The sequence below is a fragment of the Streptomyces sp. NPDC056600 genome, assembly GCF_042792855.1.
In the GTDB taxonomy this organism is placed as follows: domain Bacteria; phylum Actinomycetota; class Actinomycetes; order Streptomycetales; family Streptomycetaceae; genus Streptomyces.
In genome coordinates this window covers 38,859-65,408 of record NZ_JBHTVQ010000006.1, presented here as the reverse complement: position 1 = coordinate 65,408, position 26,550 = coordinate 38,859, and the positions used below count along the sequence as shown (strand labels likewise).

The window sequence follows — 26,550 nt, the reverse complement described above, 5'->3', positions numbered from 1 at the left end:
ACCCCATCTCCCCGAGGAGCGCGAAGCCCATGCCCGGCACTGTGACGATGTACAGCACCACGTGGTGCGGCTACTGCCACCGGCTGAAGAGCCAGCTGAGCCGTGAGGGCATCGCGTACGAGGAGATAAACATCGAGCAGGACCCGGAGTCGGCGCTCTTCGTCGAGAAGGTGAACGGCGGCAACCAGGTCGTGCCGACGGTCCGCGTCGTGCCCTCCGCGGGCGGCGAGGCGGTCGTGATGACCAACCCGAGCCTGGCCCAGGTCAAGCAGGCCCTCGGCGCCTGACCCCGCTCTCCCGAGACCCCCGTCCCGGCCGTCCCCGGCCGCCGGCGGGGGTCTCGCGTGTCCGGCGCCGCCCGTCGCTTGACCCTGCCGCAGCGTCAGGGTTTCTACTGGCCGTATGCGAACGGGAGAGCTTGCCGCCCTGGTCGGGGTGACCACCCGCGCCGTGCGGCACTACCACCACGTCGGGGTGCTGCCGGAGCCGGAGCGGGACCCCAACGGGTACCGGCGGTACACCTTGCGCCATGCCGCGCTGCTGGCGCGGATCCGGCGGCTGACCGAGCTGGGAATCGGCCTCGACGAGGTGCGGGACGTCCTCGCCGACGACGCCGACCGTGAACTGGCCGAGGTGCTGGAGGAGCTCGACGACGACCTGGCGCGGCAGGAACGGCTGATCCGCGAACGCCGGGAGCGGCTCGCGGAGGTCCTGGTGGACGCCCGGGCCGGACGGCTCACCTCCGAGGGCCCCCTGTCACCGCGGCTGGCCGGTCTCCTGGCCTCCCTCGACGGGCCGGCCGGGTCGCCGACGGCGGCGCTGGACCGGGAGGTGCTGGCGCTGCTCGACACGGTCATGCCGGCACAGCAGCGTGACCGGCTGGTGGAGGCACTGGGGGCGATGACCGCGCGGCCGGAGGTCGTGGAGCGGTCGCACGAGCTCTACCGGCGGATGGACGCGCTGCTGGACGTCCCGCCGGACGACCCGCGGGTCGCGGAGACCGGCGAGTTGATGGCGGACCTGCTCCCCGCGGAGCTCCTCGTCGAGTGGGGCGGTGCGGAGCCCGACGCCGCGAGCGCGGAGACGCTGCTGTCGGGGCTGTCCCCCGCGCAGCGGGAGGCGCTCCGGCACGGCCTCGCGGTGGCCGTGCGCCGTGCGCGGGCGGCTTCTCCGCAACGAGCGCCGACACGGCGGCCGGACGAGCGCGCGGCGGGCGCGGCAGGTACGGCAGATGCGGCGAGTACGCCAGGCGCGGCGGGTACGGCGGACACGGCAGGCGCGGCGGGTGCGCCAGGCACGGCAGGCGCGCCAGGCACGGCAGGCGCGCCGGGCGCGGCGGGTGCGCCGTGAGCCGGCGGTGGCTGCGGCGGGTCGCCTGGGCGGTGGTGCCGGCGGAGCTGCTGACGGTGGTGTGCCTGGCGGCCGGGGTGGACGTGCCGCCGCCGTTGCTCGTGGCCGCGGAGATCACGGTGGCGGCGCTGCTGATGGCGGAGGCCGTCGCGCTGCTGCGGCTGCGGCGCGCGGGGCTGTCGTGGCGTGAGGCGGCGGGCGAGCTGGTGCCCGAGCCGGTGCTGCGGCTGGCCGGGCACGAGCTGCGGCTGTGGCAGAGCCTGCTCCTGTGGGTGCGGCGGGCACGCCACGGCCTGCGGGAGGGGGACGTGGCGTTCGGCCACGCGCGGGGTGACGCGGCCATGATGTACGGGCTGCTCTTCGTCTGCCTGGTCGAGACGGTGGGGCTGTCGGTGCTGCTGGCCGACTGGCCGGCCGCGCACGCGGTGGTGCTGGTGCTCGACGTCCAGACGGTGCTGTTCCTGCTGGGTCTGCGGGCGGCGGCGGTGGTCCGGCCGCACGTGCTGGGCGGCGGGGTGCTGCGGGTGCGCAGCGGGGCGCACCTGGACCTGGCGATACCGCTGGAGCGGATCGCGTCGGTGCGGCGCCGGTCGGCGTACGCGCACGCCGAGACGGAGGGGGAGCTGAACCTCCCGGTCGGCTCGCAGACGTCGATCGTGCTGGAGCTGAGGGAGGCGGTGCGGGCGCCGCGGTTGCTGGGCGGCGGGCGGGCGGTCCGGGTGGTGCGGTTCCACGCGGACGAGCCGGACGCGCTGTACGCGGCGCTGGTCGGTGCGCTGCGCCCGCACGGTGAGGCCGCCTGAGCGCGGCGGCCTCACCCTGCCGGAAACGTCAGGCGGCGGCCCGGGTGGGCAGCGGGCGGCCGTACCAGTTCTCGATGAGCCGCGCGGCGATGGAGATGCCGTAGGGCGGGAGGACCTCGCCGGAGGCGAAGGCGGCGGTGAGCTCGTCGCGGGAGAACCACCGTGCCTCGCTGATCTCCTCGCCGTCGACCTGCGTGTGCGTCGTGGTCGCCCGCGCCATGAAGCCGAGCATCAGGCTGGAGGGGAACGGCCACGGCTGGCTGGCCACGTAGGAGACGTCGCCGATGATCACGCCGGCCTCCTCGAAGACCTCGCGCCGTACCGCCGCCTCGATGGACTCGCCCGGCTCCACGAACCCGGCGAGGGTCGAGAAGCGGCCCTCCGGCCAGTGCACCTGGCGTCCGAGCAGGATGCGGCCGTCGTCGTCGGTGACGGCCATGATGACCGCGGGGTCGGTGCGCGGGTAGTGCTCCGCCCCGCACTTGGGGCAGCGCCGCACGTGCCCGGCCGCGGCGATGACCGTCCTGCCGCCGCAGCGGGAGCAGAACCGGTGCAGCCGCTGCCAGTTCTCCAGCGCCACCGCGTGCACCATCAGCCCGGCGTCCCGGTCGGACAGCAGCAGGCCGGCCTCGCGCAGCCCGGCCGGGCGCGCCGACTGGTCCATGCGGCCGGGCAGCGAGTCCCGCTGGAGGGCGAAGTAGCGCACGCCGTCCTCGTCGGTGCCGAGGAAGTAGCGGTGGGCCTCGGTGAGCGGCGCCTCGAACGACGGCGTGGTGACCAGCTCGGTGCGCCCGTCCGGCGTCTCGTCGATGAGCACCTGTCCGCCGGAGACGACGAAGCAGCGCGTGGTGGGGTGGCTCCAGGCGGCGGCGAGCCAGGCCTCGTCGAGCCGGTGGTGGGCGGCGCGGTCGATGCCGGAGGGCGCGGTCAGCGCGACCGGCGGCCCGGCGAGGCCGCCGGAGCCGGTCGTGTCGCCGGCGGCGGTCGTGTCGCCGGCGGCGGTCGTGTCGCCGGCGGGGTGGTCCTGACCGGCGGGGTCGTCGGCGGCGCGTTCGGTGGTCGATGCGGTCACGGCGGGTTCGGGCTCCCCCTGTGATGCGGCCGGCCCGCCTGCGGCGGCGGCCTGGGCGTCGGTGGTGTCAGCGGGCATCGCGCAGGCTCTCCGCGAGGTCGCCCCAGAGGTACGCGGTGGTCTCCACGCCCTTGACGAGGAGGTCCAGCTCGACCTTCTCGTCGGGCGCGTGCCAGCCGTCGGACGGCACCGAGATGCCGAGGAACAGCACCGGGGCGCCCAGCACCTCCTGGAGGTCGGCGGCGGGGCCGGAGCCACCCTCCCGGGTGAAGCGGATCGGCTGCCGGAAGGCGCGGCCCATGGCGCGGGCCAGGGACTGCAGCGCCGGGTGGTCCAGCGGCGTGAGGCAGGGGCGGGTGGCGCCGCCGGACTCGATCTCGTACCGGATGCCGGCCGGGATCCGCTCGGCGACCCAGTCGCGGACCAGCTGTTCGATCCGTGCGGTGTCCTGTCCGGCGACCAGCCGGAAGGTCAGCTTGACCATCGCCGAGGACGGGACGATCGTCTTGCCGCCGGCGCCCTGGTAGCCGCCGCCGATGCCGTTGACCTCGGCGGTCGGGCGGGCCCAGATGCGCTCCAGCGTGGTGTAGCCGGCCTCGCCGGAGGCCGCGTGCGACTTGGCGGTGCGCAGCCAGCGCTCCTCGTCGAAGGGCAGCTCGGCGAAGAGGGCGCGCTCGCGGCCGGTCAGCTCGACGACGCCGTCGTAGAAGCCGGGGATCGCGACCCGGCCGTCCGCGTCGTGCAGGGCGGCGACCAGCCGGGCGACGGCGGTGGCCGGGTTGGGCACCGCGCCGCCGAAGGAGCCGGAGTGGATGTCCTGGTCGGGGCCGTACAGGCGCACCTCGAACTCGGCGAGGCCGCGCATGCCGGTGCAGACGGTGGGGGTGTCCTCGGACCACATGCCGGTGTCGGAGACGATCACGGCGTCCGCGGCGAGCCGCCCGGCCCGCTCCTCGACGAGGGCGCGGAAGTGCGGCGACCCGGACTCCTCCTCGCCCTCGACCAGCAGCTTCAGGTGGACGGCGGGCGAGCTGCGGCCGGTGGCGGCGAGGTGGGCGCGGACCCCGAGCGTGTGGAAGTAGACCTGGCCCTTGTCGTCGGCGGCGCCGCGCGCGTACAGGCGGCCGTCCTTGACGACGGGCTCGAACGGGTCGGTGTCCCAGCCGTCCTCCCGGGCGGCGGGCTGCACGTCGTGGTGGCCGTAGACCAGCACGACGGGGGCGTCCGGCTCCTCGGCGGGCCACTCGGCGAAGACGGCCGGGGCGCCCGGTGTGTCCCAGACCTCGACGACCGGGAAGCCCGTCTCCTTCAGTGCGCCCGCCAGCCAGTCGGCGCTGCGCCGCACGTCACCGGCGTGCTCGGGCTGGGCCGAGACCGACGGGATGCGGAGCCACTGGGAGAGCTCCTCGAGGAACGAGGCGCGGTGCTGCTCGATGTACGTCTGGACGGCGCTGTCCAAGGTCTCGCTCATATCTTTGACCCTATCCGGCCGAACCCGTGGGCCGATGGGGTGAAGGAGTCCCGGAGCCAGTGGAACTGGACACTCCGGCCGCCTCGAACGCTCCGCCTTCGCCGGATTCCTCCGGATCGTCCCCTGTCAGGAGGCGTTCCAGCTCCGCCCGGCCGGGCAGATCCGCCGGGCGGACCACCTCGCCGGTGCGGACGTACAGGAAGGACGCTGTGACCGATTCCACGGGCACGCCCTGCTGCTCGGCCCAGGCCAGCCGGTAGACGGCGAGCTGCAGCGGGTCGGCGGTGGGGGCGCGGTGGGTCTTCCAGTCCACGATCTCGTACCGGACCTCCTCGGCGGCCGCCTCCTCCCCTTCCAGCCCCTCCGTGTCTTCCGTGTCTTCCTTCTCTTCCGTCACGCGGTAGACGGCGTCGATCCGGCCGCGCACCACCCGGCCGGCCAGGCCCAGCTGGAACGGCGCCTCGACGCGGTAGGGCGTGCGGCGGGCGTACTCGGTGCGCTCGAAGGCCTCCTTGAGCGCCTCCAGGTCACGCTCGTCCTCGATCTCGGCGTCCGTGCCGGGCAGCTCGTCGGGCTCCAGCATGGGCAGCCGCAGCGCCTCGAAGCGGGACTCCACCCAGGCGTGGAACCGGGTTCCGCGGCGGGCGGCCGGCTGCGGCGGCCGCGGCATGGGGCGGGCCAGCTCGCGGGCGAAGCCGTCCGGGTCCTCGTGCAGACGCATCAGCTCGGTGGCGGTGAGGGAGGCGGGCAGCCGCACCTCGGTCACCGCCTGCCGGGCGATCAGGAGCTCCTCGGCGAGTGCGTCGAGGTCGCGGTCCCAGGACGCGACGGCGCGCGCCTCCTCGGGCGTGAGCGGCTCGGCGAACTGGTGCGGAACGAACGGGGCGGGCCGTGCGGGGGGCAGCGTGTCGCCGTCACGGTCCGCGGGCAGGTCGTCGCCGCCGTACGGATCCGGCTGCGGGTCCCGGCCGGACGGGTCCGGCGGCAGGTCGTGCTCGTGCGGGTCCGGCGGCAGGGTGTCGCGGTCGTCGTACAGGTCCGGCGGCACGGGGTCGTGGTCGTACGGGCCCGGGAGGAGGGTGTCGTCGTGCGGGTCCGGGGGGAGGGCGTCGTCGTACGGATCGGGGGGCAGGTCCTCGTCGTCCGGCGGCGGAGGCCAGTCGGGGTGGTGGGCGTGCGCCGCCTCGTCGGGCTCGGCGGCGCCCGAGGCGGCCCGCTCCAGGTGCGCGAGAACGGTGCGCTCGGCGGCGCGGCGGCGGCGCGCCGCCTCCTCGTCGAGCGGGAGCGGCCAGGCGTGCTCGGCGCCGCCGCTGTGCAGGACGGGGTTCTTCTCGTCCATCTCCGGCCCGTCCGCCCAGACCTCGATCTCGCCGTGCCCGGCCTCGCAGTGTTCGTACAGCGCCTTGAGGAACGCGGACGGCCCGCGCGGGCGGGTCCTGGCCGGCGCCCACCAGTGGCCGGAGCCGAGCAGGAGCGAGCGGGGACGGGTGAAGGTGACGTATCCGAGCCGCAGCTCCTCGGTCCGGTGGTGCTCGTCCGTCGCCGCCTTGAAGGCCTTCATGCCCTTGGCGTCGAAGGACGCGATGTCCGGCAGGGTGGAGGCGTCGCCGCGCAGGGCGTGCGGCAGGACCCGGCCCTGGGCGGTCCACCGGTCCTGGCCCTTGGCGTCGGGGAAGCCGCCCTGGACGAGGCCCGGCACCACGACCACGTCCCACTCCAGGCCCTTGGACTTGTGCGCGGTGAGCACCTTGACCGTGTTCTCGCCGCCGGGCAGGGCGTTGTCCAGCCCCTTCTCGAACTCGGCGGCGGCCCGCAGGAAGCCCAGGAACGCCTGGAGGGTGGCCCGGCCGTCCTCGGCGGTGGCGGTGGCGGCGAAGGAGGCGGCCGTGTCGAGGAAGTTGCCGAGCGTCTCGCGGCGGCGGGCGGCGAGCGCGCCGGGCGAGGCGGACAGCTCGACCTCCAGACCGGTCACCGCGAGGACGCGGTGCAGGACGTCCATCAGCGGGTCGGACAGCGACCTCCGCAGGTCCCGCAGCTCGGCGGCGAGCCGGGCGAACCGCACCCGCGCCTCCGCGGAGAACGGCAGCCCGTCGTGGTCGCCGCCCAGGGACGGGTCGACGAAGGTCTCCAGGGCGTCCGCCAAGGAGATCACCTCCGCCGGGTCGGTCCCCTCGACGGCCGCCACCAGGCGGCGCTCCAGGTCCTCGTCGTCGTGGCCGCCGCGCGCCACGAGGAGGCGGGCCCGGCGTCCGAGCAGGGCGAGGTCGCGGGGGCCGATCCGCCAGCGCGGCCCGGCCAGCAGCCGGACCAGGGAGGCGTTGGCGCCCGGGTCCTGGAGCACCTCGCAGGTGGCGACGAGGTCGGCGACCTCCGGCAGGTCGAGCAGACCGGCCAGGCCCACCACCTCCACCGGGACGTCCCGGGACACCAGGGCGGCGTGCAGCGGGGCGAAGTCGGCGGTGCGGCGGCACAGCACGGCGATCTCTCCGGGGGGCGTCCCGGTGGCCACCAGATGGGCGATGGAGTCCGCGATCCAGTCCGTCTCCTCCACGGCGGTCCGCAGCAGCGCGCAGCGCACCCGGCCGTCCCGCTCGGCGCCCGGGGCGGGGCGCAGGGCCTCGACGCCCTCGTGCATGTCCCGCAGCGGGGCGGCCATGCGGTTGGCCAGGTCGAGGAGGAGGCCGCCGCTGCGCCGGTTCTCGCTCAGCGACAGGCGGGTCGCCGGGGTGCCGTCGGCGTGCGGGAAGTGCTCGGGGAAGTCGTCCAGGTTGGCCACCGAGGCGCCGCGCCAGCCGTAGATCGCCTGGCAGGGGTCGCCCACCGCGGTCACCGGGTGGCCCGTACCGCCGCCGAACAGGCCGGAGAGGAGGATCCGCTGGGCCACCGAGGTGTCCTGGTACTCGTCGAGCAGCACCACCCGGTACTGGTCGCGCAGCAGCGCGCCGACCTCGGGGCGGCCGCGCGCCAGCTCGGCGGAGAGCCCGATCTGGTCGCCGAAGTCGACCAGATCCCGCTCCCGCTTGGCCTTCCGGAACCGTCCGACCAGCTCGGCGAGCTCGCGCCGGGCCGCCGCGGCCCTGGGGACCTTGCGCAGGTCGTCGTTGGTGAGCTTGGCGTCCGCCAGCTCGGCCAGCAGTTCCGCGTCGTACGCCCGGAGCCGCTCGGGCGTGACCAGGTGCTCGGAGAGCTCGCCCTCCAGGGTGAGCAGGTCCCGGATCAGGTTGGCGAAGGTGCCGGTCAGCGACGGGTAGGGCCCGGGCGCCTCGCGCAGCACGCGGGCCGCGAGCTGGTAGCGGGCGGCCCCGCCGAGCAGTCTCGCGCTGGGCTCCAGGCCGATCCGCAGGCCGTGGTCGGTGAGGAGGCGTCCGGCGAAGGAGTGGTAGGTGGAGATCAGCGGCTCGCCGGCGCCCTCCTCCGGCCCGGCCCCGGGCTCGAAGGCGTCCGGGTCGGTGACCCCGGCCTTCACGAGCGCCTTGCGGACGCGCTCGGACAGCTCGGCGGCGGCCTTGTTGGTGAAGGTCAGCCCGAGCACCTGCTCCGGCGCGACCTGCCCCGTGCCGGTGAGCCACACCACCCGGGCGGCCATCACCGTCGTCTTCCCCGACCCCGCTCCCGCGACGATCACCTGCGGCGCGGGCGGCGCCGTGATGCACGCCAGCTGCTCCGGGGTGAACGGAATGCCGAGCAGCTCCTTGAGCTGCTCGGGGTCGGTGATGCGAGGGTCGGACACGCTTCGAGGCTAACCCGCCGGGCGGACAGCGGACGCCGCGTCGGGGGCGACCGGTGCCGCCGCAGCCTGGCCTCGCCCTCGGGGCCAGGTGGCCGGGGGCCGGGGGCCGGGGCTGGGGCGGGGGCAGGGCCGGGGCCGGGGTCAGTCCACCACGTGCCGGCCCTCCGGGCGGGCGGAGCAGGACTGCTTGAAGGCGCAGTGGTCGCAGTGGCCGCCGGTGGCCGGGACGAAGCGCTCGTCGAGGACCTTGCCGGCGGCGGTGGCCAGCAGGTCCCCGACCCACTCCCCCTCCAGGGGGTCCTGGGCCTGGACCTTGGGGAGGTCCTCGGCCTTGCGGGAGGTCGCCTGCCGCAGGTGGACCAGTTCCGCGCCGCCCGCCTCGGGGCGCTCCCCGTCGAACGCCTCGTCGACGGCGCCCTCGCGCACCGCCAGCTGGTAGACGGCGAGCTGCGGGTGGCGGGCGACCTCGCCGGAGGTGGGCGCCGACCGGCCGGTCTTGAAGTCGACGACGTAGGCGCGGCCCTCGGCGTCGGTCTCGACGCGGTCCATGGAGCCGCGGATGCGTATCCGGTGTTCGCCGGCGGCGAGGGTGACGTCGAAGTCGTGCTCGGTGGCGACCGGCCGGCGTCCTGTCTCGGCGCCCATCACGTGCCAGTTGAGGAACCGCTCCAGCGCGGCGCGCGCGTTGTCGCGTTCCTGGTCGGACTTCCAGGGCGCGTCGAAGGCGAGCGAGTTCCACACCGAGTCGAGGCGTTCCATCAGGACGTCGAGGTCGGCGGGGGTGCGGCCGGAGGCCACCTCGTCGGCCAGCACGTGCACGACGTTGCCGAAGCTCTGGGCGGTGGTGGCGGGGGTGTCGGCCTTCACCTCGCGGCCCAGGAACCACTGCAGCGCGCAGGTGTTGGCGAGCTGGTCCAGCGCGCTGCCCGACAGGACGACGGGCTGGTCCCGGTCACGGAGCGGGACCTTGCTCTCGGTCGGCTCGTGCATGCCCCACCAGCGGGAGGGGTGGGCGGCGGGCGCCAGCGGGCGGCCCTCGTCGTCGGTCAGGGCGGCGAGCTTGGCCAGTCTCCGCGCGGCGGCCTCGCGCAGGGCGTCGGAGGCCCGGGGGTCGACGGTGGTGGCCCGGAGCTCGGCGACCAGGGCGGCCACCGACAGCGGGCGGCGCGGACGACCGGTGACGTCGCGGGGCTCGACGCCGAGTTCGGTGAGGAAGCGGGAGGGCTGGTCGCCGTCCTCGGCGGGAGCCTTGACGGCGGTGACGACCAGGCGTTCACGGGCGCGGGTGGCCGCGACGTAGAACAGGCGGCGCTCCTCGGCCAGCAGGGCGCCCGGGGGGAGCGGGTCGGCGAGCCCGTCCCGGCCGATCCGGTCGGCCTCGAGCAGGGAGCCGCGGCGGCGGAGGTCGGGCCACAGGCCCTCCTGGACGTCGGCGACGACGACCAGGGTCCACTCCAGGCCCTTGGAGCGGTGGGCGGTCATCAGGCGCACCGCGTCGGGGCGGGCCACCCGGCGGGTGAGGGTGTCGGCGGCGATGTCCTGGTTCTCGGTCTCGGCGAGGAAGTTGAGCGCGCCGCGGCCGCCGGTGCGTTCCTCGGCGCGGGCGGCGGTGGCGAACAGGGCGCAGACCGCGTCGAGGTCGCGGTGCGCGTTGCGGCCCGCCGCGCCGCCGCGGTGGGCGGCCCAGGCCAGCCGGCGCGGCCAGGGGGTGCCGTCCCAGAGCAGCCAGAGGGCCTCCTCGGCGGTCCCGCCCGCGGCCAGGCAGGCGCGGACGGCCCGCAGCAGCTCGCCGAGCTTGCGCGCGCCGCCGGCGTACGCGTCGTCGTGGGCGATCAGCCGCTCGGGGGCGCACAGGGCGCGGGCCAGCAGCTCGTCCGAGGGCGGCGGGAAGGCGTTGCCCGCGGCCCGCTCCTCGTCGCGCAGGGCGCGGCCGAGACGACGCAGGTCGGCGGCGTCCAGGCCGGCGAGCGGGGAGGCCAGCAGCGTGAGCGCCGTCTCGGTGTCGAGCCACACCGCTCCGTCGCCGGCCCCGTCACGGCTCCCGTCCCCGTCACGGCTCCCACCCTCGCCCTCGGCGGCCTCTGCCGCGGAGCCGGAGTCGACGCCGGCCTCGTCGCTGCTTCCGCCCTCGGCTTCGGCTCCGCCCTCGGCATCAGCGCCGCCCTGGACCTCGGCACCGACCTCACCGGCACCGGCCTCACCGTCACGGTCGGCACTCCCCGCGCCCGGGTCCCCTCCGCGGTCCGCGTCTCGAGAGGCGTCGCCCGACGCACCGTCGCGGCTCTCGTCGCCCGCCGCGGACGCGGTGGTGCGGGCGGTCGCCTCCGCCGTGGCCACCGCGCGCAGGGCGGTGAGGAGCGGCGCCACCGCGGGCTCGTGCCGCAGGGGCACGTCGTCGCCGTCGATCTCCAGGGGAACGCCGGCCGAGCTCAGGACGCGACGCACGGCGGGTATCGACTGGGAACCGGCCCGGACCAGGACGGCCATCTCGCGCCACGGGACGCCGTCCTCGAGGTGCGCGCGGCGCAGGACGTCGGCGACGTTCTCCAGCTGAGTGCTGCGGGTGGGGTAGGTGTACACCTCCACCGAACCGCCCTCCCGCTCCGGCACCAGCTCCCGGTGGGCCCGCACCTTCGCGGCGGGCAGCCGCGTCAGCGGCATGCGCCGGGTGAGCAGCCGGGTCGCCTCCAGCAGCCCCGCGCCGGCCCGGCGGGACGTGCGCAGCACCTCGACCGGAGCCGGAGCTCCGTCGGCCCGGGGGAACGCGTGCGGGAAGTCGAGGATGCCGTTGACGTCGGCGCCGCGGAAGGCGTAGATCGACTGGTCGGGGTCGCCGAACGCGACCAGCGTCCGCCCGCCCCCGGCCAGCGCCCGCAGCAGCCGCACCTGGGCCGGGTCGGTGTCCTGGTACTCGTCGACCAGCACCGCGTCGTACTCGGCGGCGAGACGGCCGCCGACCTCGGGGCGGTTGACCAGCAGCACCGCGCGGTGCACCAGCTCCGCGTAGTCGATGACGCCCTGCAGGTCGAGGACGTCCAGGTACTCCGCGAGGAAGGCGGCAGCCGCCCGCCAGTCGGGCCGGCCTATGCGGCGGGCGAACGCGTCCAGCGCCTCCGGGCCGAGCCCGAGCTCACGGGTGCGGGCCAGCACGGCGCGGACCTCGTCGGCGAAGCCGCGGGTGGTGAGGCAGGCGCGGAGGTCGTCGGGCCAGCGGACGTGGGCCAGGCCCAGCCGCTCCAGCTCCGGCTCGCCGGCCAGCAGCTCGCGCACCGCGACGTCCTGCTCGGGGCCGGAGAGCAGGCGCAGCGGCTCGGCGAAGAGGTCGCCGGCCTGGTGCGCGCGGACCAGCGCGTAACAGAAGGAGTGGAAGGTGGTGGCCCGCGGCGCCCGGGCGGCGCCGACCCGCGCCGCCATCCGGTCGCGCAGCTCCATGGCGGCCTTGCGGCTGAAGGTGAGGACCAGGATGCGCGCCGGGTCGCCGCCGCGCGCCATCCGCGCGGCCACCGACTCCACCAGCGTCGTCGTCTTGCCGGTGCCCGGACCGGCGAGGACCAGCAGCGGCCCCGAGCGGTGCTCCACCACCGCGCGCTGCGACGCGTCGAGCCGCGGCGGCTGCGGCACCGCGACCGGGGTGCGGACCAGCCGGTACCCGCCGTCGGACGCCCGCCGCGCCGTACGGCGGGGCGGTGTCACGGTGAGGGAGGGGTTGCTCATGGTTCGCCGGTCCTGGTGGTGCGGAGGGGTGTGCGACAGATGGGGAGGTGCTGGACGGGTGGAGGGCGTGTGCGAGGCGGTGGGGACGGGGCGGGCGGGGCGGCTGCGGGGAGGGTGTCCCCGAGGGGCGGATGCGGAGGTGGTCGTCCGTCGAACGTACGGCATCGCGGGGGCGTGCCCGTACGAGTCCACCGATACCGGACTTCACCCGGACGGAGGACAACCGCCCCGTCCTGCCCTCCGGACCGGTCGCCCGCGGGTCATCCCTCCGCGCCGTCCCAGCGGGCCCGCCGCATGTCCAGCCGGGGCATCGACCCCCGGGAGGCGCCGGCGGCCTCCCGCAGCGGCGTCCCCTCCTCGCGGTAGTGGTCCAGCGCGCGCAGTTCGCTGCCGGGCAGCAGCACGCCGTCGGAGCGGACCACCCGCCACCACGGGACCGCGCTCCCGTAGAGGGCCATCACCCGCCCCACCTGGCGAGGGCCGCCCTCCCCGAGCCACTCGGCGACGTCCCCATAGGTCATCACCCGGCCCGGAGGGATCCGTTCCGCCACGTCCAGCACCAGTTCCGCGTACTCGGGGAGCTCGGCGCCGGACCGCTCCACGTCACTCATCCGACCCATCCTGCCGCATCCCTCCGACACACCCGCCCACGCCCGTGGGACTCCCGCCGCACGCCCGGAACCCGCCCGGAGCGCACCCCGCACGCGGCACGCGTCCGGAGCGCACCCTGAGCGCGCCCGGAACGCTCTCCGAACGCGCTCCGGAGGCGTGCGCGGCGTATTTCACGCCTCTGGATCGCCCCCTGACCCCACCATGGGCATGCCCGGCATGCCACCATCGTGCGGGCGGTGACTGGTGATACGTGAGCAACGTGAGCAGAACGAGACCGAGGAGTGGCAGGGCGTGCATCCCGAGAAGGCGGAGAGCGCTGCCGAGGTCTCGTCGCGCCCGGAAGCAGAGATGACGAAGACTCCCCGATCACGGCGCCCCGGCGACGCCGGCGGCGGTGACGCCGACGGCGGCCCCGCCCGCGGCGGCGGCTCGCACGCCGAGAACGCCCGCGTCCCCGGAACCGGCGACAGCACCGGAAGCGGTGACGGGTCCGGAGCCGCCGGCAGCACCGGAACCCGCGACAGGACCGGAACGCCCGGCGGCGCGACGGCCCCGGACGCCCAGCTGCCCGCCGAACCCTCCGGAGCCACCGTCGCCCCCGACGACGGCGACGAGGTGCAGGGCGACGAACCCCTCCTCCCCGCCCGCGTGCACCGCCCCTCCGACCTGATGCGGCTGCTGGTCGGCCTCCTCGCCGTCGCCGTGCTGCTGGCCGTCGCCGCCTTCGCCGAGGGCGCGACCTCCGGCCTCGAGCAGGACATCAACGAGGGCACCACCGCCGCGCCCGACCTCCTGATCAAGGTGGCCGGTCTGGCGTCCAGCATCGCGATCCTGCTGGTGCCGGTGGCCTTCGCGGTGGAGCGGCTGATCAAGCGGGACGCCCTGCGGATCGCCGACGGCGTGCTGGCCGCCGTCCTCGCGCACGGAGTGACCCTCGCCACCGACCTGTGGGTGGCGCGGTCCGCCCCGCAGGCCATCCAGGACGCCCTCACCCAGCTCGCCCCCGGCGGCAGCGGCGCGTCCGCCGCGCTCACCGACCCGGTGCACGGCTACCTCGCGCCGGTGATCGCCTTCATGACCGCCGTGGGGCTCTCCCGAAGACCTCGCTGGCGCACCGTCCTGTGGGTGGTGCTGGCGCTGGACGCCTTCTCCATGCTGGTCAGCGGCTACACCACCCCCTTCTCCATCCTCCTGACCATCCTCATCGGCTGGAGCGTCGCCTACGGCACGCTGTACGCCGTCGGCTCGCCCAACGTCCGGCCCACCGGCCGCACCCTGATGGCGGGTCTGCGGCATGTGGGCTTCCACCCGGCCTCGGCCCGGCAGGAGACGGAGGGCGAGGGCCACGAGAGCGACCGGGGCCGCCGTTACTTCGTCACCCTGGAGGACGGCCGCCCCCTCGACGTCACCGTGGTCGACCGGGAACAGCAGGCGCAGGCCTTCTACTACCGGGCCTGGCGCAACCTGACGCTGCGCGGCTCGGCCACCCGGCGGAGCCTGCAGTCGCTGCGCCAGGCGCTGGAGCAGGAGGCCCTGCTGGCCTACGCGGCCATCGCCGCCGGGGCCAACGCCGCCAAGCTGATCGCCACCGCCGAGCTCGGACCGGACGCCGTGATGCTCGTGTACGAGCACACCGGAGGGCGTCCGCTGGACCAGCTGGCGGACGAGGAGATCACCGACGAGCTGATGCGGGACACCTGGCGGCAGGTGAAGGCGCTGCAGTCGCGGCGCATCGCGCACCGCAGGCTGGCCGGCGACGCCATTCTGGTGGATCGTTCCGGCGCGGTGATCCTCTCCGACCTCCGCGGCGGTGAGATCGCCGCCGGCGACCTGCTGCTGCGCATGGACATCGCCCAGCTGCTCACCACGCTCGGCCTGCGGGCCGGCGCGGAGCGGGCGGTGGCCGCCGCGGTGGACGTCCTGGGTCCCGACGCGGTCGCCGACTGCCTGCCGCTGCTGCAGCCCATCGCGCTGACCCGCACGACCCGCGCCACCCTGCGCCGGCTGGGCCGGGAGCGCGCCCAGCGGGAGCGGGAGGCGGTGCTGGAGGCCGCCGACAAGGCGCGTGCGCTGCGCGCCGCCGAACGCGAGGCCGGCGGAGGCGCCACCGCGGCCACCGCGGCCACATCGGCCGCGACCGGAGCGGCGGGCACGGCGGGCACCGTGACGGCGTCCACCGGCGCGGTGTCCGACCGCAAGGCCCTCAAGGCCGAGCAGCGCGCCGAGAAGCGTGCCGTCGACGAGGCCCTGGAGGAGGCGCGCGAGGAGGACCTGCTCACCCAGATCCGCCACCAGGTGCTGCGCATCCGCCCGCAGGCCCCGGTGGAGCCGGCCAGGCTGGAGCGGATCCGTCCGCGCACCCTGATCACCTTCATCGCGGGCGCGATCGGCGCGTACTACCTGCTGTCCCAGCTGGCCCACGTCCCGTTCGACTCGATCGCCTCGGCGCACTGGGGCTGGGTGGCCGCCGCCGCGTTGTTCGCGGCGCTCAGCTATGTCGCGGCGGCGATGTCCCTGCTGGGCTTCGTGCCGGAGCGGGTGCCGTTCAGGCGCACGGTCTCGGCGCAGGTGGCGGGGTCCTTCGTGAAGATCGTCGCCCCGGCGGCGATCGGCGGCGTGGCCCTGAACACGCGGTTCCTGCAGAAGGCCGGCATCCGCCCCGGCCTGGCGGTGGCCAGTGTGGGCGCCTCCCAGCTGTTCGGGCTGGGCTCGCACATCATGCTGCTGCTGGTCTTCGGCTACCTCACCGGCATCGAGAAGACGCCGTCCCTGTCGCCGTCCCGCACGGTGATCGCCGGGCTCCTGACGGTCGCCGTGCTGGTGCTGGTGGTGACGTCGGTTCCTCTCCTGCGGAAGTTCGTGGCGACCCGGGTGCGCTCGCTCTTCGCGGGCGTGGTGCCGCGCATGCTGGACGTGCTGCAGCGTCCGCAGAAGCTGGCGACCGGCATCGGCGGCATGCTCCTGCTGACCGCCTGCTTCGTCCTGTGCCTGGACGCCTCGGTCCGCGCGTTCGGCGACGGGTCGACCGGGGTGAGCCTGGCGAGCGTCGCGGTGGTCTTCCTGGCCGGCAACGCGCTCGGCTCGGCGGCGCCGACGCCGGGCGGCATCGGCGCGGTCGAGGCAACGCTGACCCTGGGTCTGGTGGCGGTCGGCCTGCCCCGCGAGGTCGCGGTCCCGGCCGTGATCCTCTACCGCCTGTTCACCCTGTGGCTGCCGGTGCTCCCCGGCTGGCTCTGCTTCAGCCACCTCACCCGCCGCGAGGCGCTCTGAGACGGACCCCGGCCGGCGGGCGGGACGCCAGGGTCCCGCCCGACGGGCGCGGTCCGGGCGCCCCCGGTCGACGCATGCGGCACGGACGGCCCCCGCCGACGCGGGTGGCGCGGGCGGCACCGGACGGCGAGGGGCACCGGTCGGCGAGGGTGGCGCGGGCGGCACCGGTCGGCGGCTGCGGCGGCCGGTTAACCCGGACGGGTCCCGCGCCCGCGCGGCGCACCGTGGGGCGCAGGAACATGGCGGCATGCCCTACGCCGCCCGGACCCGCACCGCAGCCCTGCTGACCTCGGCCGTCCTGGCCGCCGGAGCCCTCGCCGCCTGCGGCGGCGAGGACGGCGACGTCCGGAAGCAGTCACTCGAATGGGAGGACTGCCCGGCTCCGTCCGACGCCCAGGGCGGCGGCGCCTCGCCCTCGCCGCTCCCCCGCGGCGGCGCCTGGCAATGCGCCACCATGCGGGCGCCGCTGAACTGGTCGGAGCCGGAGGGCGACACGATCGGCATCGAGCTGATCCGGGTCCGTTCCTCCGGTCCGGCGGACGACCGCATCGGCTCCCTGATCTTCAACTTCGGCGGCCCGGGCGGCTCCGGCGTCACCACCCTGCCCGCCTTCGGCAAGGAGTACGACACGCTCCGCACCCGCTACGACCTGGTCAGTTTCGATCCGCGCGGGGTCGGCCGCAGCGAGCCCGTGGAGTGCGAGAGCGCGAGCCGGATGGACGCCCTGTTCCAGAAGGACGGCACCCCCGACGACGCCGAGGAGCGCCGCGAGTACGAGGACGGTCTGCGCAGCTTCAACAAGGCCTGCGAGGACAACTCCGGCGAGGTCCTCCCCCACGTGCGCACCACCGACGCCGCGCGCGACATGGACCTGCTGCGCCAACTCCTCGGCGACGAGGAGCTGTACTACTTCGGCATCTCGTACGGCACCGAGCTGGGCGGCGTCTACGCGCACCTGTTCCCCAGGACGGTCGGCCGTGCCGTGTTCGACGCGGTGGTCGATCCGACGGAGGACCCGGAGCAGGGGTCTCTGGCCCAGGCCCGGGGCTTCCAGCGGGCGCTGGACAACTTCGCCGAGGACTGCGCCGCCAAGCCGGAGGAGGAGTGCCCGATCGGCACCGACGCCGAGGACGTCAAGAAGCGCATCACCCAGCTCCTCGACCAGCTGGAGGAGCGTTCGCTGCCAGGCGTCTTCCCGCGCCGGCTGACCGAGACGGCGGCCACCGGCGGCATCGCGCAGGCCCTGTACTCGAAGGACTTCTGGCCGTACCTCACGCAGGCGCTGGACGAGGCGTACGACGGCGACGGCCGGACCCTGATGGCGCTGTCCGACGCGATGAACGGGCGCAGCGAGAGCGGCGAGTACAGCAACCTGGTGGCCGCCAACACGGCGATCAACTGCTCCGACGACCGGCCCCGTTACTCGGTCGCGGACGTGCAGCGGGCGCTCCCGCGCTTCCGGGAGGCGTCGCCCGTGTTCGGCGACTACATGGCCTGGTCGATGCTGAGCTGCACCGACTGGGCGGTGGAGGGCGCCGCCGACCGTCCGGACGTCAGCGCCCCGGGGGCGCCGCCGATCCTGGTCATCGGCAACACCGGCGACCCGGCGACCCCGTACGAGGGCGCCCGGCGGATGGCCCGGGCGCTGGGCCCCGGCGTGGGCATCGAGATCACCTACCGCGGCGAGGGCCACGGCGCCTACGACAGCGGCGACACGTGCGTCCAGAACGCGGTGAACGGCTACCTCCTGGAGGGCAAGGTCCCCCGCTCCGGAACCGTCTGCGGCTGACGGGCCGCCGGCGGTACCGTCCCCGCATGTGCCGCTACGCCGTGAAGGGCTACAAGCTCCACTACGCCTGCGTGTCCTGCCGGGTCGACTTCAAGCGACCCGCCGCCCCGCCCGGTGAGCACCGCTGCCCGAACTGCGGGCGGCCCCTGCTGTGTGCCGGTCACGACTTCGCGCCGCCCCGGCGGCGGGACGTCCGCGGCTGGTCGGTGGTGGCGGCGGTCCTCGGCGAGGGCCTGCGCTACGACGGTCACCGGCCCTGCGGCTGCTGCAGCGAACCCCGCTTCCGCCCCCGCACCCGGTCCCAGCTCCGCGCCCGCCGCCTCGCCGCCCGCCGCGAGGGCCTGCCCCTGTCGGCGACCCTGCCCCGCCCGGACCCGTCGACCCCGACGGACGACGCCTGAGCGGTCCGAGCGGTTGCGGTCCCTCAGGCGGGGATCCACCCCGGCCACCACGGAGGGACGTTGCTCGCGGGACACCTGCCGATGCCGGGTTCCCCGGCCGGTGTCCCCTGATAGGCGAAGACCACCCAGACCAGTCCCACCGTGACCACCACGACCAGCAGGACCCGGAGCGCGACACGGCCGGCCGGGGACGCGGTGAGCGCCGCTGCCGGCCGGCGTCCCAGACGCCAGGCCAGGACCGCCAGGACCGCGGGGACTCCGGCGTACAACGGCGACAGGAAGTTGAACGCGAACACCGCCCCGGCGTCGAAGTACACGTCGCAGTACGCCCTCGCCCGCACCGTCAGGGCCCACGCAAGCGTCCCCCCGGCGGCCCCGAACAACGCGACGGCCGCCGCCGGCAGACAGGAACCGGCCCTCTGGTCATCAGCTTCCACGCCACACCACGACACCTGACAGCCGCCGCCGGTTCCCGACCCGCCGACGAGAACGCCGAGCAGGCCCACCGCCGGGCATGCTCGGCGAGACCGGTCCACCGCACGCGGCGCGATTCGGACCCCGCCCGTGAACGACGGAAGCCCACGGCGTCCGCGCTCCGCCTGGACGCCAGGCATCAAGTCGTCAGTGCCGGCGCTTACAGTCCGAGCATGCTTCCACAGCCTGTTGAGGGGGCCGCCGGCCCTTATGACCCGGGATACCTGCCTTGCGTGGAGATGTGCATGTACCCGGTCGACGAGGCCATCACCGAACCCGTCGCCAAGTTGGGCGGCGATCCCGTGTGGCTGGAGGAGCCCTGCTGGCCCCTGCACCCCCCGGTGGAAAAGCGAAATACCCCGATTGGGCCCCTGTCGAGGCGCCGTGGCGGTTCTTCTTCTCCTTGCATTTGCACCAGCGACAGCGGGCCGTACTTCCTCAACTTCGGAGACAACGCCGGGTACGTCTACCTCAGCCCTGACGGCCTGGAAGGGCGCTTCGGTTGGACGGCCGCCTAGCACCGGCCGGCGCGTCACCCGGGGGCCACAGGTGCCGAATCGAGTGATCGTCCCTACCTGTGGATCGGCGACGCCGCGGGGAGAGGGAGACTTGAGTCTCCCGTGGGGGGAGGCGCGAGAGTGAGGTCATGGACGGCGACACGCTCTTCACGATCGGTGACCTGGCCCGGCGGACCGGGCTGACGGTCAAGACCATCCGGTTCTACTCCGACACCGGGATCGTGCCGCCGACAGACCGCAGCCCCGCTGGCTACCGGCTCTACGACATCGGCGCGCTCACGCGTCTGGATCTGGTGCGCACCCTGCGTGACCTGGGACTCGACCTTTCCGTCATCCGGCGGGTGTTGGACCGGGAGGTCTCCGTGCCCGAGGTCGCGGCCGCACACGCCGATGCGCTGGAGGTGCAGATCCGCACGCTGCGACTGCGGCGCGCCGTGTTGCGCGCGGTGGCCGAACGCGGCTCCAGCCCCGAGGAGATGGACCTCATGCACAAGCTCGCCAAGCTTTCCGACGACGAACGCCGACGCGTGATCACCGATTTCATCGACGACGCGTTCGGTGGACTCGACGCCAACGCCGACTTCGTCGACATGATGCGCTCGGCCATGCCGGAGCTGCCGGACGACCCCGAACCCGAGCAGGTCGACGCCTGGGTCGAACTCGTCGAGCTCGCCCAGGATCCCGACTTCCGCGCGGCCGTGCGCCGCATGGCGCAGTACCAGGCGGCCGAGCGTGCCCAGGGCGATGCGACCGGCTTGCACCACGACCTCACCGAGACCGTCCGGGACAGCGTCGGCCGCGCGATCGACGCAGGCATCGCCCCGGCCTCGGCCGAGGCCGCACCCGTCGTCGACGCTCTCACCGCCCGCTATGCGCAGACCTTCAGCCGCGCTGACGACGCCGACCTGCGCCACTGGCTGCTGAGGCGCCTGGAGGTCGCCGGCGACCCCCGCGCGGAACGCTACTGGCAGTTGCTCGCCGTCATCAACGGATGGCCCGTCCAGCCCAGCCTGGCTCCGGTGTTCACGTGGTTCACGCAAGCCTTGCGCGCCGGCACCGGGCAGCCGTCCCTCGTGGAGTAGTCCCGCGCCTGGCGGCCGGCCGGCTCCTCGCTGGCTTCGAGCAGGCCGTGATGGTCCGCGACCCCTCGAGCACCGCATCAGGCGTCGGACTCGAAGCGGGCATCAGGAGTGGGCCAGGCACGGGCCGTGAAGGGCGGCCGGTCGATGCGGTCGAAGCAGCGCACGAGGAAGTCCCAGAGAGCGCCGGCGGTCTCGAACCAATCGTTGCATCCGCTGCTGACGACGATGCGCCACTCATCGGGGCCCGGCTCGACGGTGAGGAAGTGACACTCTCTGCGCAGTCTGCCGTTCAGGCCGGCGCACGTCGTTCTCAGGCGGGGCGACTCTGCGTCCCGTATTGACCTGTAGATCTGCCAGGCCGCTGACGAAGGTGAACGGGGTTTCGCCCTCAGGCCGGGCCGTCTCCGGGCCGTCCGCGGCCACCCGACGCCGACCGATGACGACAGAAGCCCACGGCATCCGAGCTGGTCGGAGCCGTGGGCTTCGTCAGGTCCGCCGCGAGGCGGACGGGGGAGGTCAGTACACCGGCTTGTGCGGTTCGATCTGGTTGACCCAGCCGATGACGCCGCCGCCGACGTGGACCGCGTCGGAGAAGCCCGCGGACTTCAGCACCGCGAGGACTTCCGCACTGCGGACACCCGTCTTGCAGTGCAGGACGATCTTCTTGTCCTGCGGAAGACCCTCGAGGGCGCTGCCCATGAGGAACTCGTTCTTCGGGACCAGTCGCGCGCCCGGGATGGAGACGATCTCGTACTCGTTCTGCTCGCGGACGTCGATGATGTCGATGTCCTCGCCGTCGTCGATCCACTCCTTGAGCTGCTTGGGAGTGATCGTCGAGCCGGCGGCGGCCTGCTGGGCCTCCTCCGAGACGACGCCGCAGAAGGCCTCGTAGTCGATGAGCTCGGTGACCGTCGGGTTCTCGCCGCAGACCGCGCAGTTCGGGTCCTTGCGGATCTTGACCTGGCGGTACTGCATCTCCAGGGCGTCGTAGATCATCAGGCGGCCGACCAGCGGCTCGCCGATGCCCGCGAGGAGCTTGATGGCCTCGTTGACCTGGATGGAGCCGATCGACGCGCACAGCACGCCCAGCACGCCGCCCTCGGCGCAGGAGGGGACCATGCCCGGCGGCGGGGGCTCCGGGTAGAGGCAGCGGTAGCAGGGTCCGTGCTCCGACCAGAAGACCGAGGCCTGGCCGTCGAACCGGTAGATCGAGCCCCAGACGTACGGCTTGTTCAGCAGCACGCAGGCGTCGTTCACCAGGTAACGCGTGGCGAAGTTGTCCGTGCCGTCGACGATCAGGTCGTACTGGCTGAAGATCTCCATCACGTTCTCGGCCTCGAGCCGCTCTTCGTGAAGGACGACGTTCACGTACGGGTTGATGCCGAGGACGCTGTCCTTGGCGGACTCCGCCTTGGAGCGGCCGATGTCCGCCTGGCTGTGGATGATCTGCCGCTGCAGGTTCGACTCGTCCACCTCGTCGAACTCCACGATGCCGAGCGTGCCGACGCCCGCCGCGGCCAGGTACATCAGCGCCGGGGAGCCCAGACCGCCGGCGCCCACACACAGGACCTTCGCGTTCTTCAGCCGCTTCTGCCCGTCCATCCCGACGTCCGGGATGATCAGGTGGCGGGAGTACCTGCGGACCTCGTCCACAGTCAGCTCGTCGGCCGGCTCGACCAGGGGTGGCAACGACACGGGGACTCCGTTGGTCGGTATAGGTACGGTTGTTCTTCCGGTAACACTGCCACGCCCTTCTTCATTCCAAGACAACCGTTCCGCCCTGCGAGACGTGGGTGTCCCAGCAGCCGGGCGGGTCAGATGCGGCAGGCGGCCTCCATCCAGATGTCGGCCAGCGACTCCTCCAGACCGATCCGCGGGCGCCAGCCCAGCCGGTCCCTGGCGGTGCGCACGTCGGCCTGCTGCCAGCTGCCGCAGCCGTCGGGGTAGGGGTGGACCGGCATGGTGGGCGCGTGGTGCTCGGAGTCGGTGCGCTGGTGGCCGATCAGCCCGCGCACCATGGCCCCGGGCGGTCCGTCCAACTCGTGCAGCGCGCCGCCGTATCCGGCGACCCGGGCCAGCACCGCGGCGGCGTCCCGCAGCCGGACGGCCCTGCCCGAGCCGATGTTGATGACGCCCTGGGCGGCGGAGAGCGCCGCCGCGTGCACCGCCCGCGCCACGTCCCGCACGTCCACGAAGTCCCGCTGCACGCCCAGCCCGCCGAGCTTGAGCTCGCCGTCGCCCGACTGCATGGCACGGCGCAGCGCCTCGGCGAGCCGGCCCAGCGGGGAGCCCGCCGGGGTGCCGGGGCCCGCCGGGGAGAACACCCGCAGCACCACCGCGTCGAGGCCGGAGTTGAGCACCAGCTCGGTGGCGGCCAGCTTGCTCACCCCGTACGGGCCGCCGGGGCGCGGCACGGAGTCCTCGGCCGTGGAGGACCCCGGCTGGCTGGGCCCGTACTCGGCGCCGCAGCCCAGGTGCACCAGGCGGGCGCCGCATCCGCTGCGCCGCAGGCCCTCGCAGACGGTGGCCACGGCCACCGTGTTGTGCCGGGTCAGCTCCCGCGCGCCGCCCCGGGTGGCGCCCGCGCAGTTGACGACGACCTGCGGATGGACGGCGTCCAGGAACCGGGTGAGCGCGCCGGGGCTGCCGGCCGCCAGGTCGAACCGGACGTCGGCGTCGTCGCCCCGGCCCAGCGCGGTCAGCTGGACGGCGGGATCGGCGAGCAGGCGGTCGGCGACGAAACGGCCGAGATATCCGTTGGCTCCGATCAGCAGAACCCTCATGGCTGCTTGTACTCCTTCAAGGCGGTCTTCAGGGGTGGGGAGGGGAGGGGAGGGGGAAGTGCGCGGTGGGGGGTGGGGGGAGAGACGGGGGGGCAGCGTCGGCCCGCACGGTGCGCCGGTTCTCAGCGGTCGGACGGCGGGCGGGGCGCGGCCGGGGCGTGCGCCGAGGCCAGGGTGAGGCGGCGGCAGGCGTGGAACAGGAGCACCAGCGCGCCGGCCCCGCAGGCGATCAGCGGGACGGCGTGCGCGCCCCACACCGACACCACCGTCTCGACCGGCCCCGCGAGGAGGCCGCAGCCGGGCAGCCGGCCCGCGAACACCAGGCACACGGTGACGATCTCGGTCCAGCCCACGGCGCGCAGCACCACGCCCGGCGCGTGGGTGAAGCCGTGCACGGTCAGCAGGCGCGAGATCAGCAGCAGGGCGCCCAGCGCGGCGGTGGCCGCCGGGGTGGAGTGCTCGTCGAGCACCACGGCGCACAGGACGGCCAGCCCGGACACCGCTGCCAGGTGCACGGCGACGACACCGAGCAGCAGGGGGCGGGCGGTGGCGGCGAACTCCTCCAGGCCACGGCTCCCCGCCAGCTTGCGGCCGACGCCCGTGCGGAAGAGGTGCGCGCTCCAGGCGGCGGGCGCACAGGACAGCGCGAGGGCGAGCAGCGGGGCCAGGCTGACCGGCCAGTCGCCGGACTGCCCGCCGTCCGGCAGCCCGTCGGGGCCGCCGACGAGCCCGGCGTGCAGCAGCCCGTCGCCCAGCAGCGCGTAGCCCACCAGCAGGTACGCCCAGGCGCGCGCCCCCGGCGGGGTCCGCCAGTCGTGCGGTCCGGGGAGTGAGCGGCCCTCCGAGCTCAGCGGCCCTCGGCCGAGGGCCGCGCGCACGCCGGCGACCACGGCGAAGAGTCCCAACAGGCCGACGACCGGCCGCGCCTCGCCGGTGGTCCACCGCAGCGCCGCCACCGCGAGCACGCCCAGGGCGCCCGGCAGCAGGGCCCGGACCGCCCACCGCGCGGGCGGCGGCCCGGCCGCCGGGGGCGGGCCGGCGGGCAGCCCGTCCTCGTCGGTCCGGCCGGCCCGGGCGTACATCTCCTCGGCCAGCGAGAACACGTCCCGGTGGCGGAACCGGGCGGCGGTCCGGTCGGTGACGCCGTGGGCCTCCAGACCGGCGGCGATCTCCAGCGGGTCCACCGCGCGCTCGCAGAGGTCCCGGTGCCGCAGCATCAACGCCTTCACCGGGTCGGCGCCCGTCCCCGCGACGCCTCCGCCGTGCGGGCGACGCGGCGGTGCGACGGAGGACCCGGCGGAGGAGCCGGCCCTGTCGATCCGGTCGGCCGCGGTGCTCCTGCCGGCGGGGGCGGTCCCGTCGGCCAGGGCGGTCGGGTCGGCCAGGGCGGTCGGGTCGGCCAGGGCAGACCCCTCGGTACCGTCGGGCGTACCGGGAGGAGTACCGGCTGCACCGGTCCCGTCGCCCAGGTCGCTCCCGTCGGGCCTTCCGGGCACCCCGGCCCCGTCGGGGCCGGCGACCTCGCCGAGCCCGTCGGCCCTGCCGAGAGCGTTGGCCCCGCCGACCCCCTCGGCCTTACCGAACCCGCCGAGCCCGTCGGCCCTGCCCGGCGCGTCGACTCCGCCGGTCCTGCCGACCGCGCCGAGCTCGTCGGCCCCGTCCGCCCCGAGGGCTCTCTCACGCTTGTCCAGCCCGTTCACCGGGTCACCTCCACGGAATCGGCGCCGGCGACGCGCAGTTCGGCCGGGACCGCGAACGGCCGGGGCTCGGCGGCGTCCGCCTCGGCGATGCGGCGGGCCGGGCAGCGCCCGGCGACCTCCAGGTAGATGCGGTGGAACGCCGCGACGTTCTGCTCGACGGTGAACAGCTCCATGGCCCGCGCGCGGGCCGCCTCGCCGAGCCGCTCACGGCGCTCCGGGTCGTTCAGCAACGCCGCGCAGGCGTCGGCCAGGGCCTGCGGGTCCCGGGGCGGCACCACCAGCCCCGTCCCCCCGACGACCTCCACCACCGCGCCCACGTCGGTGGAGACCGTCGCCCGCCCGCTGAACATGGCCTCGACCACGCTCACCGGGAACCCCTCCACCACGCTGGAGAGCACGACCACCTCGGCCCGCGCGTACACCTCGGCCAGCAGGGGCGCCTCCGGCCCGCTCATGTCGACGAACTCCACCGTGCCGTCGCCCGGGAACAGCCGCCCGGCGAGCTCCTCGCAGTGCAGCAGGTAGGCCGCGCCCTCCGGGTCGGGGGCGGACCCCGCGATCCGCAGCCGCGTGCCGGGCGCGCGGAGCCGCACGGCGGCGAAGGCGTGCAGCAGCGTCACCAGGTCCTTGGACGGTTCGATGCGCCCGACCCAGACGAGGGTGCCGGGCCCGGAGCGCGCCCCCGCCGCCCGGCCGCCTGCTCCGGCGTGCTCCCCGGCCTCGGCGAAGCGCGCCGCCGACATGCCGGGGTAGACCGTGCGCACCTTGGCCCGGTCCGCGCCGCAGCGCTCCTGCCAGCGCCGGACGTGCGCGTTGCCCGGGGTGAGCATGCCGGCACTGCGGTACACCTCGGCGGCCAGGCGCCCGTGGAAGGCGGCCAGCAGCGCGCGGACGGCGGGGGGCGCCTCGGCGGAGCCGAGGTAGTGCGCGCGCAGCGGCACGCCGTACTCGGTGACCACCAGCGGGACACCGTGGAAGTGCCGCGCCAGCAGCCCGGGCAGGGCGGCGAGCCCGCCGGCCGCGGCGTGGCAGAGGTCCACCGAGCCGAGTTCGCCCGCCTCGCACCAGTCGAGCGAAAGGGGGCGCAGGGCCTGCTCCAGATGCGCGCCGACCTCCAGGAGATCCGTCACGCGCGCCTCACGCGCCGCCCGTGGGGCGCCCGGCGCGCGGCAGACCCGCTCCAGCGCCCGCACGGCCTCCTCGGAACGCAGCGCGGCGACCATCCCGCCCTCCTCGCGGGCGAGTTCGGCCAGGCCGTACAGCGCCGAGCGGAAACGGTCCGCCTCTTCGGGGGAGGGTGCGCCCGGCCCGGCCGCCCCCGCCGGACCGGTGCACAGACCGGCGGCGAGGTCGCCGTAGTGCTCGGCGAACCGGCGGCGCGCGCGGCGGCCGTACCAGGCGCCGTCGACCTCGGCCGTCCACAGCGGGGCGGTGCGCACCTGGGTGACCTGGGAGGGCAGGTCGACCCAGCCGGCCCGCTCCTGCTCCCGGTCGCGGCTGAGCGCGTACAACCGGAACTCGTGCTGGCCGAGCCCGCGTACCAGGCGGTCGCACCAGAGCCTGGCCTCACCCGTCGCGTACGGGTAACCACCCTCCGTCAGCAGTCCGATGCGCACGCGTACATCCCCGATCTCCCCTAGGAAGGGCCGCCGCCGAGGCGGCGGCTGGTAGCCGGGACGAACGTATGCGGATATGCGGGTGGCGGGGGGGGGCGGCGGAGTGCGAGCCCCCCCCCGGCGGGGGCTCCGCCGCCAAGAATCGAAAAAACAGGGAGTATGATT

At 74.9% G+C, this 26,550-nt stretch carries 17 protein-coding genes; 7 read left to right on the top strand and 10 right to left on the bottom strand.

Features of this window, described 5'->3' with window-relative positions:
- Window positions 1-29 precede the first annotated feature (29 nt).
- The 3 genes from ACFRAV_RS05100 (at window position 30) to ACFRAV_RS05090 (ending at window position 2,153) form a co-directional block, all read left to right on the top strand.
- Window positions 30-287, top strand: a complete 258-nt coding sequence (locus tag ACFRAV_RS05100; RefSeq protein WP_351114854.1) for a mycoredoxin — start codon at window positions 30-32, stop codon at window positions 285-287.
- 115 nt (window positions 288-402) lie between these two features.
- Window positions 403-1,350: a MerR family transcriptional regulator gene (locus ACFRAV_RS05095; protein ID WP_382551743.1), complete on the top strand. Its 948-nt coding sequence runs from the start codon at window positions 403-405 to the stop codon at window positions 1,348-1,350.
- Entirely contained in the window at window positions 1,347-2,153 is an 807-nt protein-coding gene (locus ACFRAV_RS05090) for a hypothetical protein (RefSeq protein WP_382551742.1), read from the top strand. Before ACFRAV_RS05095 ends, ACFRAV_RS05090 begins: the two co-directional genes overlap by 4 nt.
- Before the next feature lie 28 nt (window positions 2,154-2,181).
- Here ACFRAV_RS05090 and nudC read toward each other — a convergent pair whose 3' ends face one another.
- The 5 genes from nudC to ACFRAV_RS05065 form a co-directional block, all read right to left on the bottom strand.
- Entirely contained in the window at window positions 2,182-3,084 is a 903-nt protein-coding gene (nudC, locus tag ACFRAV_RS05085) for an NAD(+) diphosphatase (protein ID WP_382551861.1), read from the bottom strand.
- Between the two features lie 208 nt (window positions 3,085-3,292).
- On the bottom strand, window positions 3,293-4,696 hold the full coding sequence (locus ACFRAV_RS05080; RefSeq protein ID WP_382551740.1) for a dipeptidase: 1,404 nt from the start codon (window positions 4,694-4,696) through the stop codon (window positions 3,293-3,295).
- 10 nt (window positions 4,697-4,706) lie between these two features.
- Window positions 4,707-8,426: a UvrD-helicase domain-containing protein gene (locus tag ACFRAV_RS05075; protein WP_382551739.1), complete on the bottom strand. Its 3,720-nt coding sequence runs from the start codon at window positions 8,424-8,426 to the stop codon at window positions 4,707-4,709.
- 141 nt (window positions 8,427-8,567) lie between these two features.
- Window positions 8,568-12,140 carry an ATP-dependent helicase gene (locus ACFRAV_RS05070; RefSeq protein ID WP_382551737.1) on the bottom strand — a complete coding sequence of 1,191 codons (3,573 nt, stop codon included), beginning with the start codon at window positions 12,138-12,140 and terminating at the stop codon, window positions 8,568-8,570.
- 260 nt (window positions 12,141-12,400) lie between these two features.
- Window positions 12,401-12,760, bottom strand: a complete 360-nt coding sequence (locus tag ACFRAV_RS05065; protein ID WP_382551735.1) for an MGMT family protein — start codon at window positions 12,758-12,760, stop codon at window positions 12,401-12,403.
- 235 nt (window positions 12,761-12,995) lie between these two features.
- Between ACFRAV_RS05065 and ACFRAV_RS05060 the strand changes: the two genes are divergently transcribed.
- From ACFRAV_RS05060 to ACFRAV_RS05050, 3 genes are all read left to right on the top strand, one after another.
- On the top strand, window positions 12,996-16,022 hold the full coding sequence (locus ACFRAV_RS05060; protein WP_382551734.1) for a YbhN family protein: 3,027 nt from the start codon (window positions 12,996-12,998) through the stop codon (window positions 16,020-16,022).
- A gap of 247 nt (window positions 16,023-16,269) precedes the next feature.
- Entirely contained in the window at window positions 16,270-17,811 is a 1,542-nt protein-coding gene (locus ACFRAV_RS05055; RefSeq protein ID WP_382551733.1) for an alpha/beta hydrolase, read from the top strand.
- A 26-nt stretch (window positions 17,812-17,837) separates the two neighbouring features.
- Window positions 17,838-18,212: a hypothetical protein gene (locus ACFRAV_RS05050; RefSeq protein WP_382551731.1), complete on the top strand. Its 375-nt coding sequence runs from the start codon at window positions 17,838-17,840 to the stop codon at window positions 18,210-18,212.
- A gap of 23 nt (window positions 18,213-18,235) precedes the next feature.
- Here ACFRAV_RS05050 and ACFRAV_RS05045 read toward each other — a convergent pair whose 3' ends face one another.
- Window positions 18,236-18,649: a hypothetical protein gene (locus tag ACFRAV_RS05045; protein ID WP_382551730.1), complete on the bottom strand. Its 414-nt coding sequence runs from the start codon at window positions 18,647-18,649 to the stop codon at window positions 18,236-18,238.
- Between the two features lie 683 nt (window positions 18,650-19,332).
- Between ACFRAV_RS05045 and ACFRAV_RS05040 the strand changes: the two genes are divergently transcribed.
- The gene (locus tag ACFRAV_RS05040) at window positions 19,333-20,286 is read left to right on the top strand and encodes a MerR family transcriptional regulator (protein ID WP_382551728.1); all 954 of its coding nucleotides are present in this window, start codon (window positions 19,333-19,335) and stop codon (window positions 20,284-20,286) included.
- Between the two features lie 516 nt (window positions 20,287-20,802).
- On the opposite strand, the gene moeZ is transcribed toward ACFRAV_RS05040, so the two are convergent.
- The 4 genes from moeZ to ACFRAV_RS05020 all read right to left on the bottom strand — a co-directional run bounded on the left by moeZ (window position 20,803) and on the right by ACFRAV_RS05020 (window position 26,385).
- Complete coding sequence (gene moeZ, locus ACFRAV_RS05035; protein ID WP_382551726.1) at window positions 20,803-21,981, bottom strand: adenylyltransferase/sulfurtransferase MoeZ; 1,179 nt, start codon at window positions 21,979-21,981, stop codon at window positions 20,803-20,805.
- Window positions 21,982-22,100: 119 nt separating this feature from the next.
- On the bottom strand, window positions 22,101-23,069 hold the full coding sequence (locus ACFRAV_RS05030) for an NAD-dependent epimerase/dehydratase family protein (RefSeq protein WP_351114835.1): 969 nt from the start codon (window positions 23,067-23,069) through the stop codon (window positions 22,101-22,103).
- Between the two features lie 122 nt (window positions 23,070-23,191).
- A complete protein-coding gene (locus tag ACFRAV_RS05025) occupies window positions 23,192-24,769 on the bottom strand; it encodes a hypothetical protein (protein WP_382551725.1) in 1,578 nt (525 codons plus the stop codon).
- Window positions 24,766-26,385, bottom strand: a complete 1,620-nt coding sequence (locus tag ACFRAV_RS05020; protein WP_382551724.1) for a DUF3492 domain-containing protein — start codon at window positions 26,383-26,385, stop codon at window positions 24,766-24,768. Before ACFRAV_RS05020 ends, ACFRAV_RS05025 begins: the two co-directional genes overlap by 4 nt.
- Window positions 26,386-26,550: the final 165 nt, after the last annotated feature.

Coding starts and splice junctions, on each gene's coding strand:
- ACFRAV_RS05070 (WP_382551737.1), bottom strand. CDS start 12,140: ATGAGCAACCCCTCCCTCACCGTGACACCGCCCCGCCGTACGGCGCGG.
- ACFRAV_RS05055 (WP_382551733.1), top strand. CDS start 16,270: ATGCCCTACGCCGCCCGGACCCGCACCGCAGCCCTGCTGACCTCGGCC.
- ACFRAV_RS05065 (WP_382551735.1), bottom strand. CDS start 12,760: ATGGGTCGGATGAGTGACGTGGAGCGGTCCGGCGCCGAGCTCCCCGAG.
- ACFRAV_RS05095 (WP_382551743.1), top strand. CDS start 403: ATGCGAACGGGAGAGCTTGCCGCCCTGGTCGGGGTGACCACCCGCGCC.
- ACFRAV_RS05080 (WP_382551740.1), bottom strand. CDS start 4,696: ATGAGCGAGACCTTGGACAGCGCCGTCCAGACGTACATCGAGCAGCAC.
- ACFRAV_RS05040 (WP_382551728.1), top strand. CDS start 19,333: ATGGACGGCGACACGCTCTTCACGATCGGTGACCTGGCCCGGCGGACC.
- ACFRAV_RS05100 (WP_351114854.1), top strand. CDS start 30: ATGCCCGGCACTGTGACGATGTACAGCACCACGTGGTGCGGCTACTGC.
- ACFRAV_RS05030 (WP_351114835.1), bottom strand. CDS start 23,069: ATGAGGGTTCTGCTGATCGGAGCCAACGGATATCTCGGCCGTTTCGTC.
- ACFRAV_RS05050 (WP_382551731.1), top strand. CDS start 17,838: ATGTGCCGCTACGCCGTGAAGGGCTACAAGCTCCACTACGCCTGCGTG.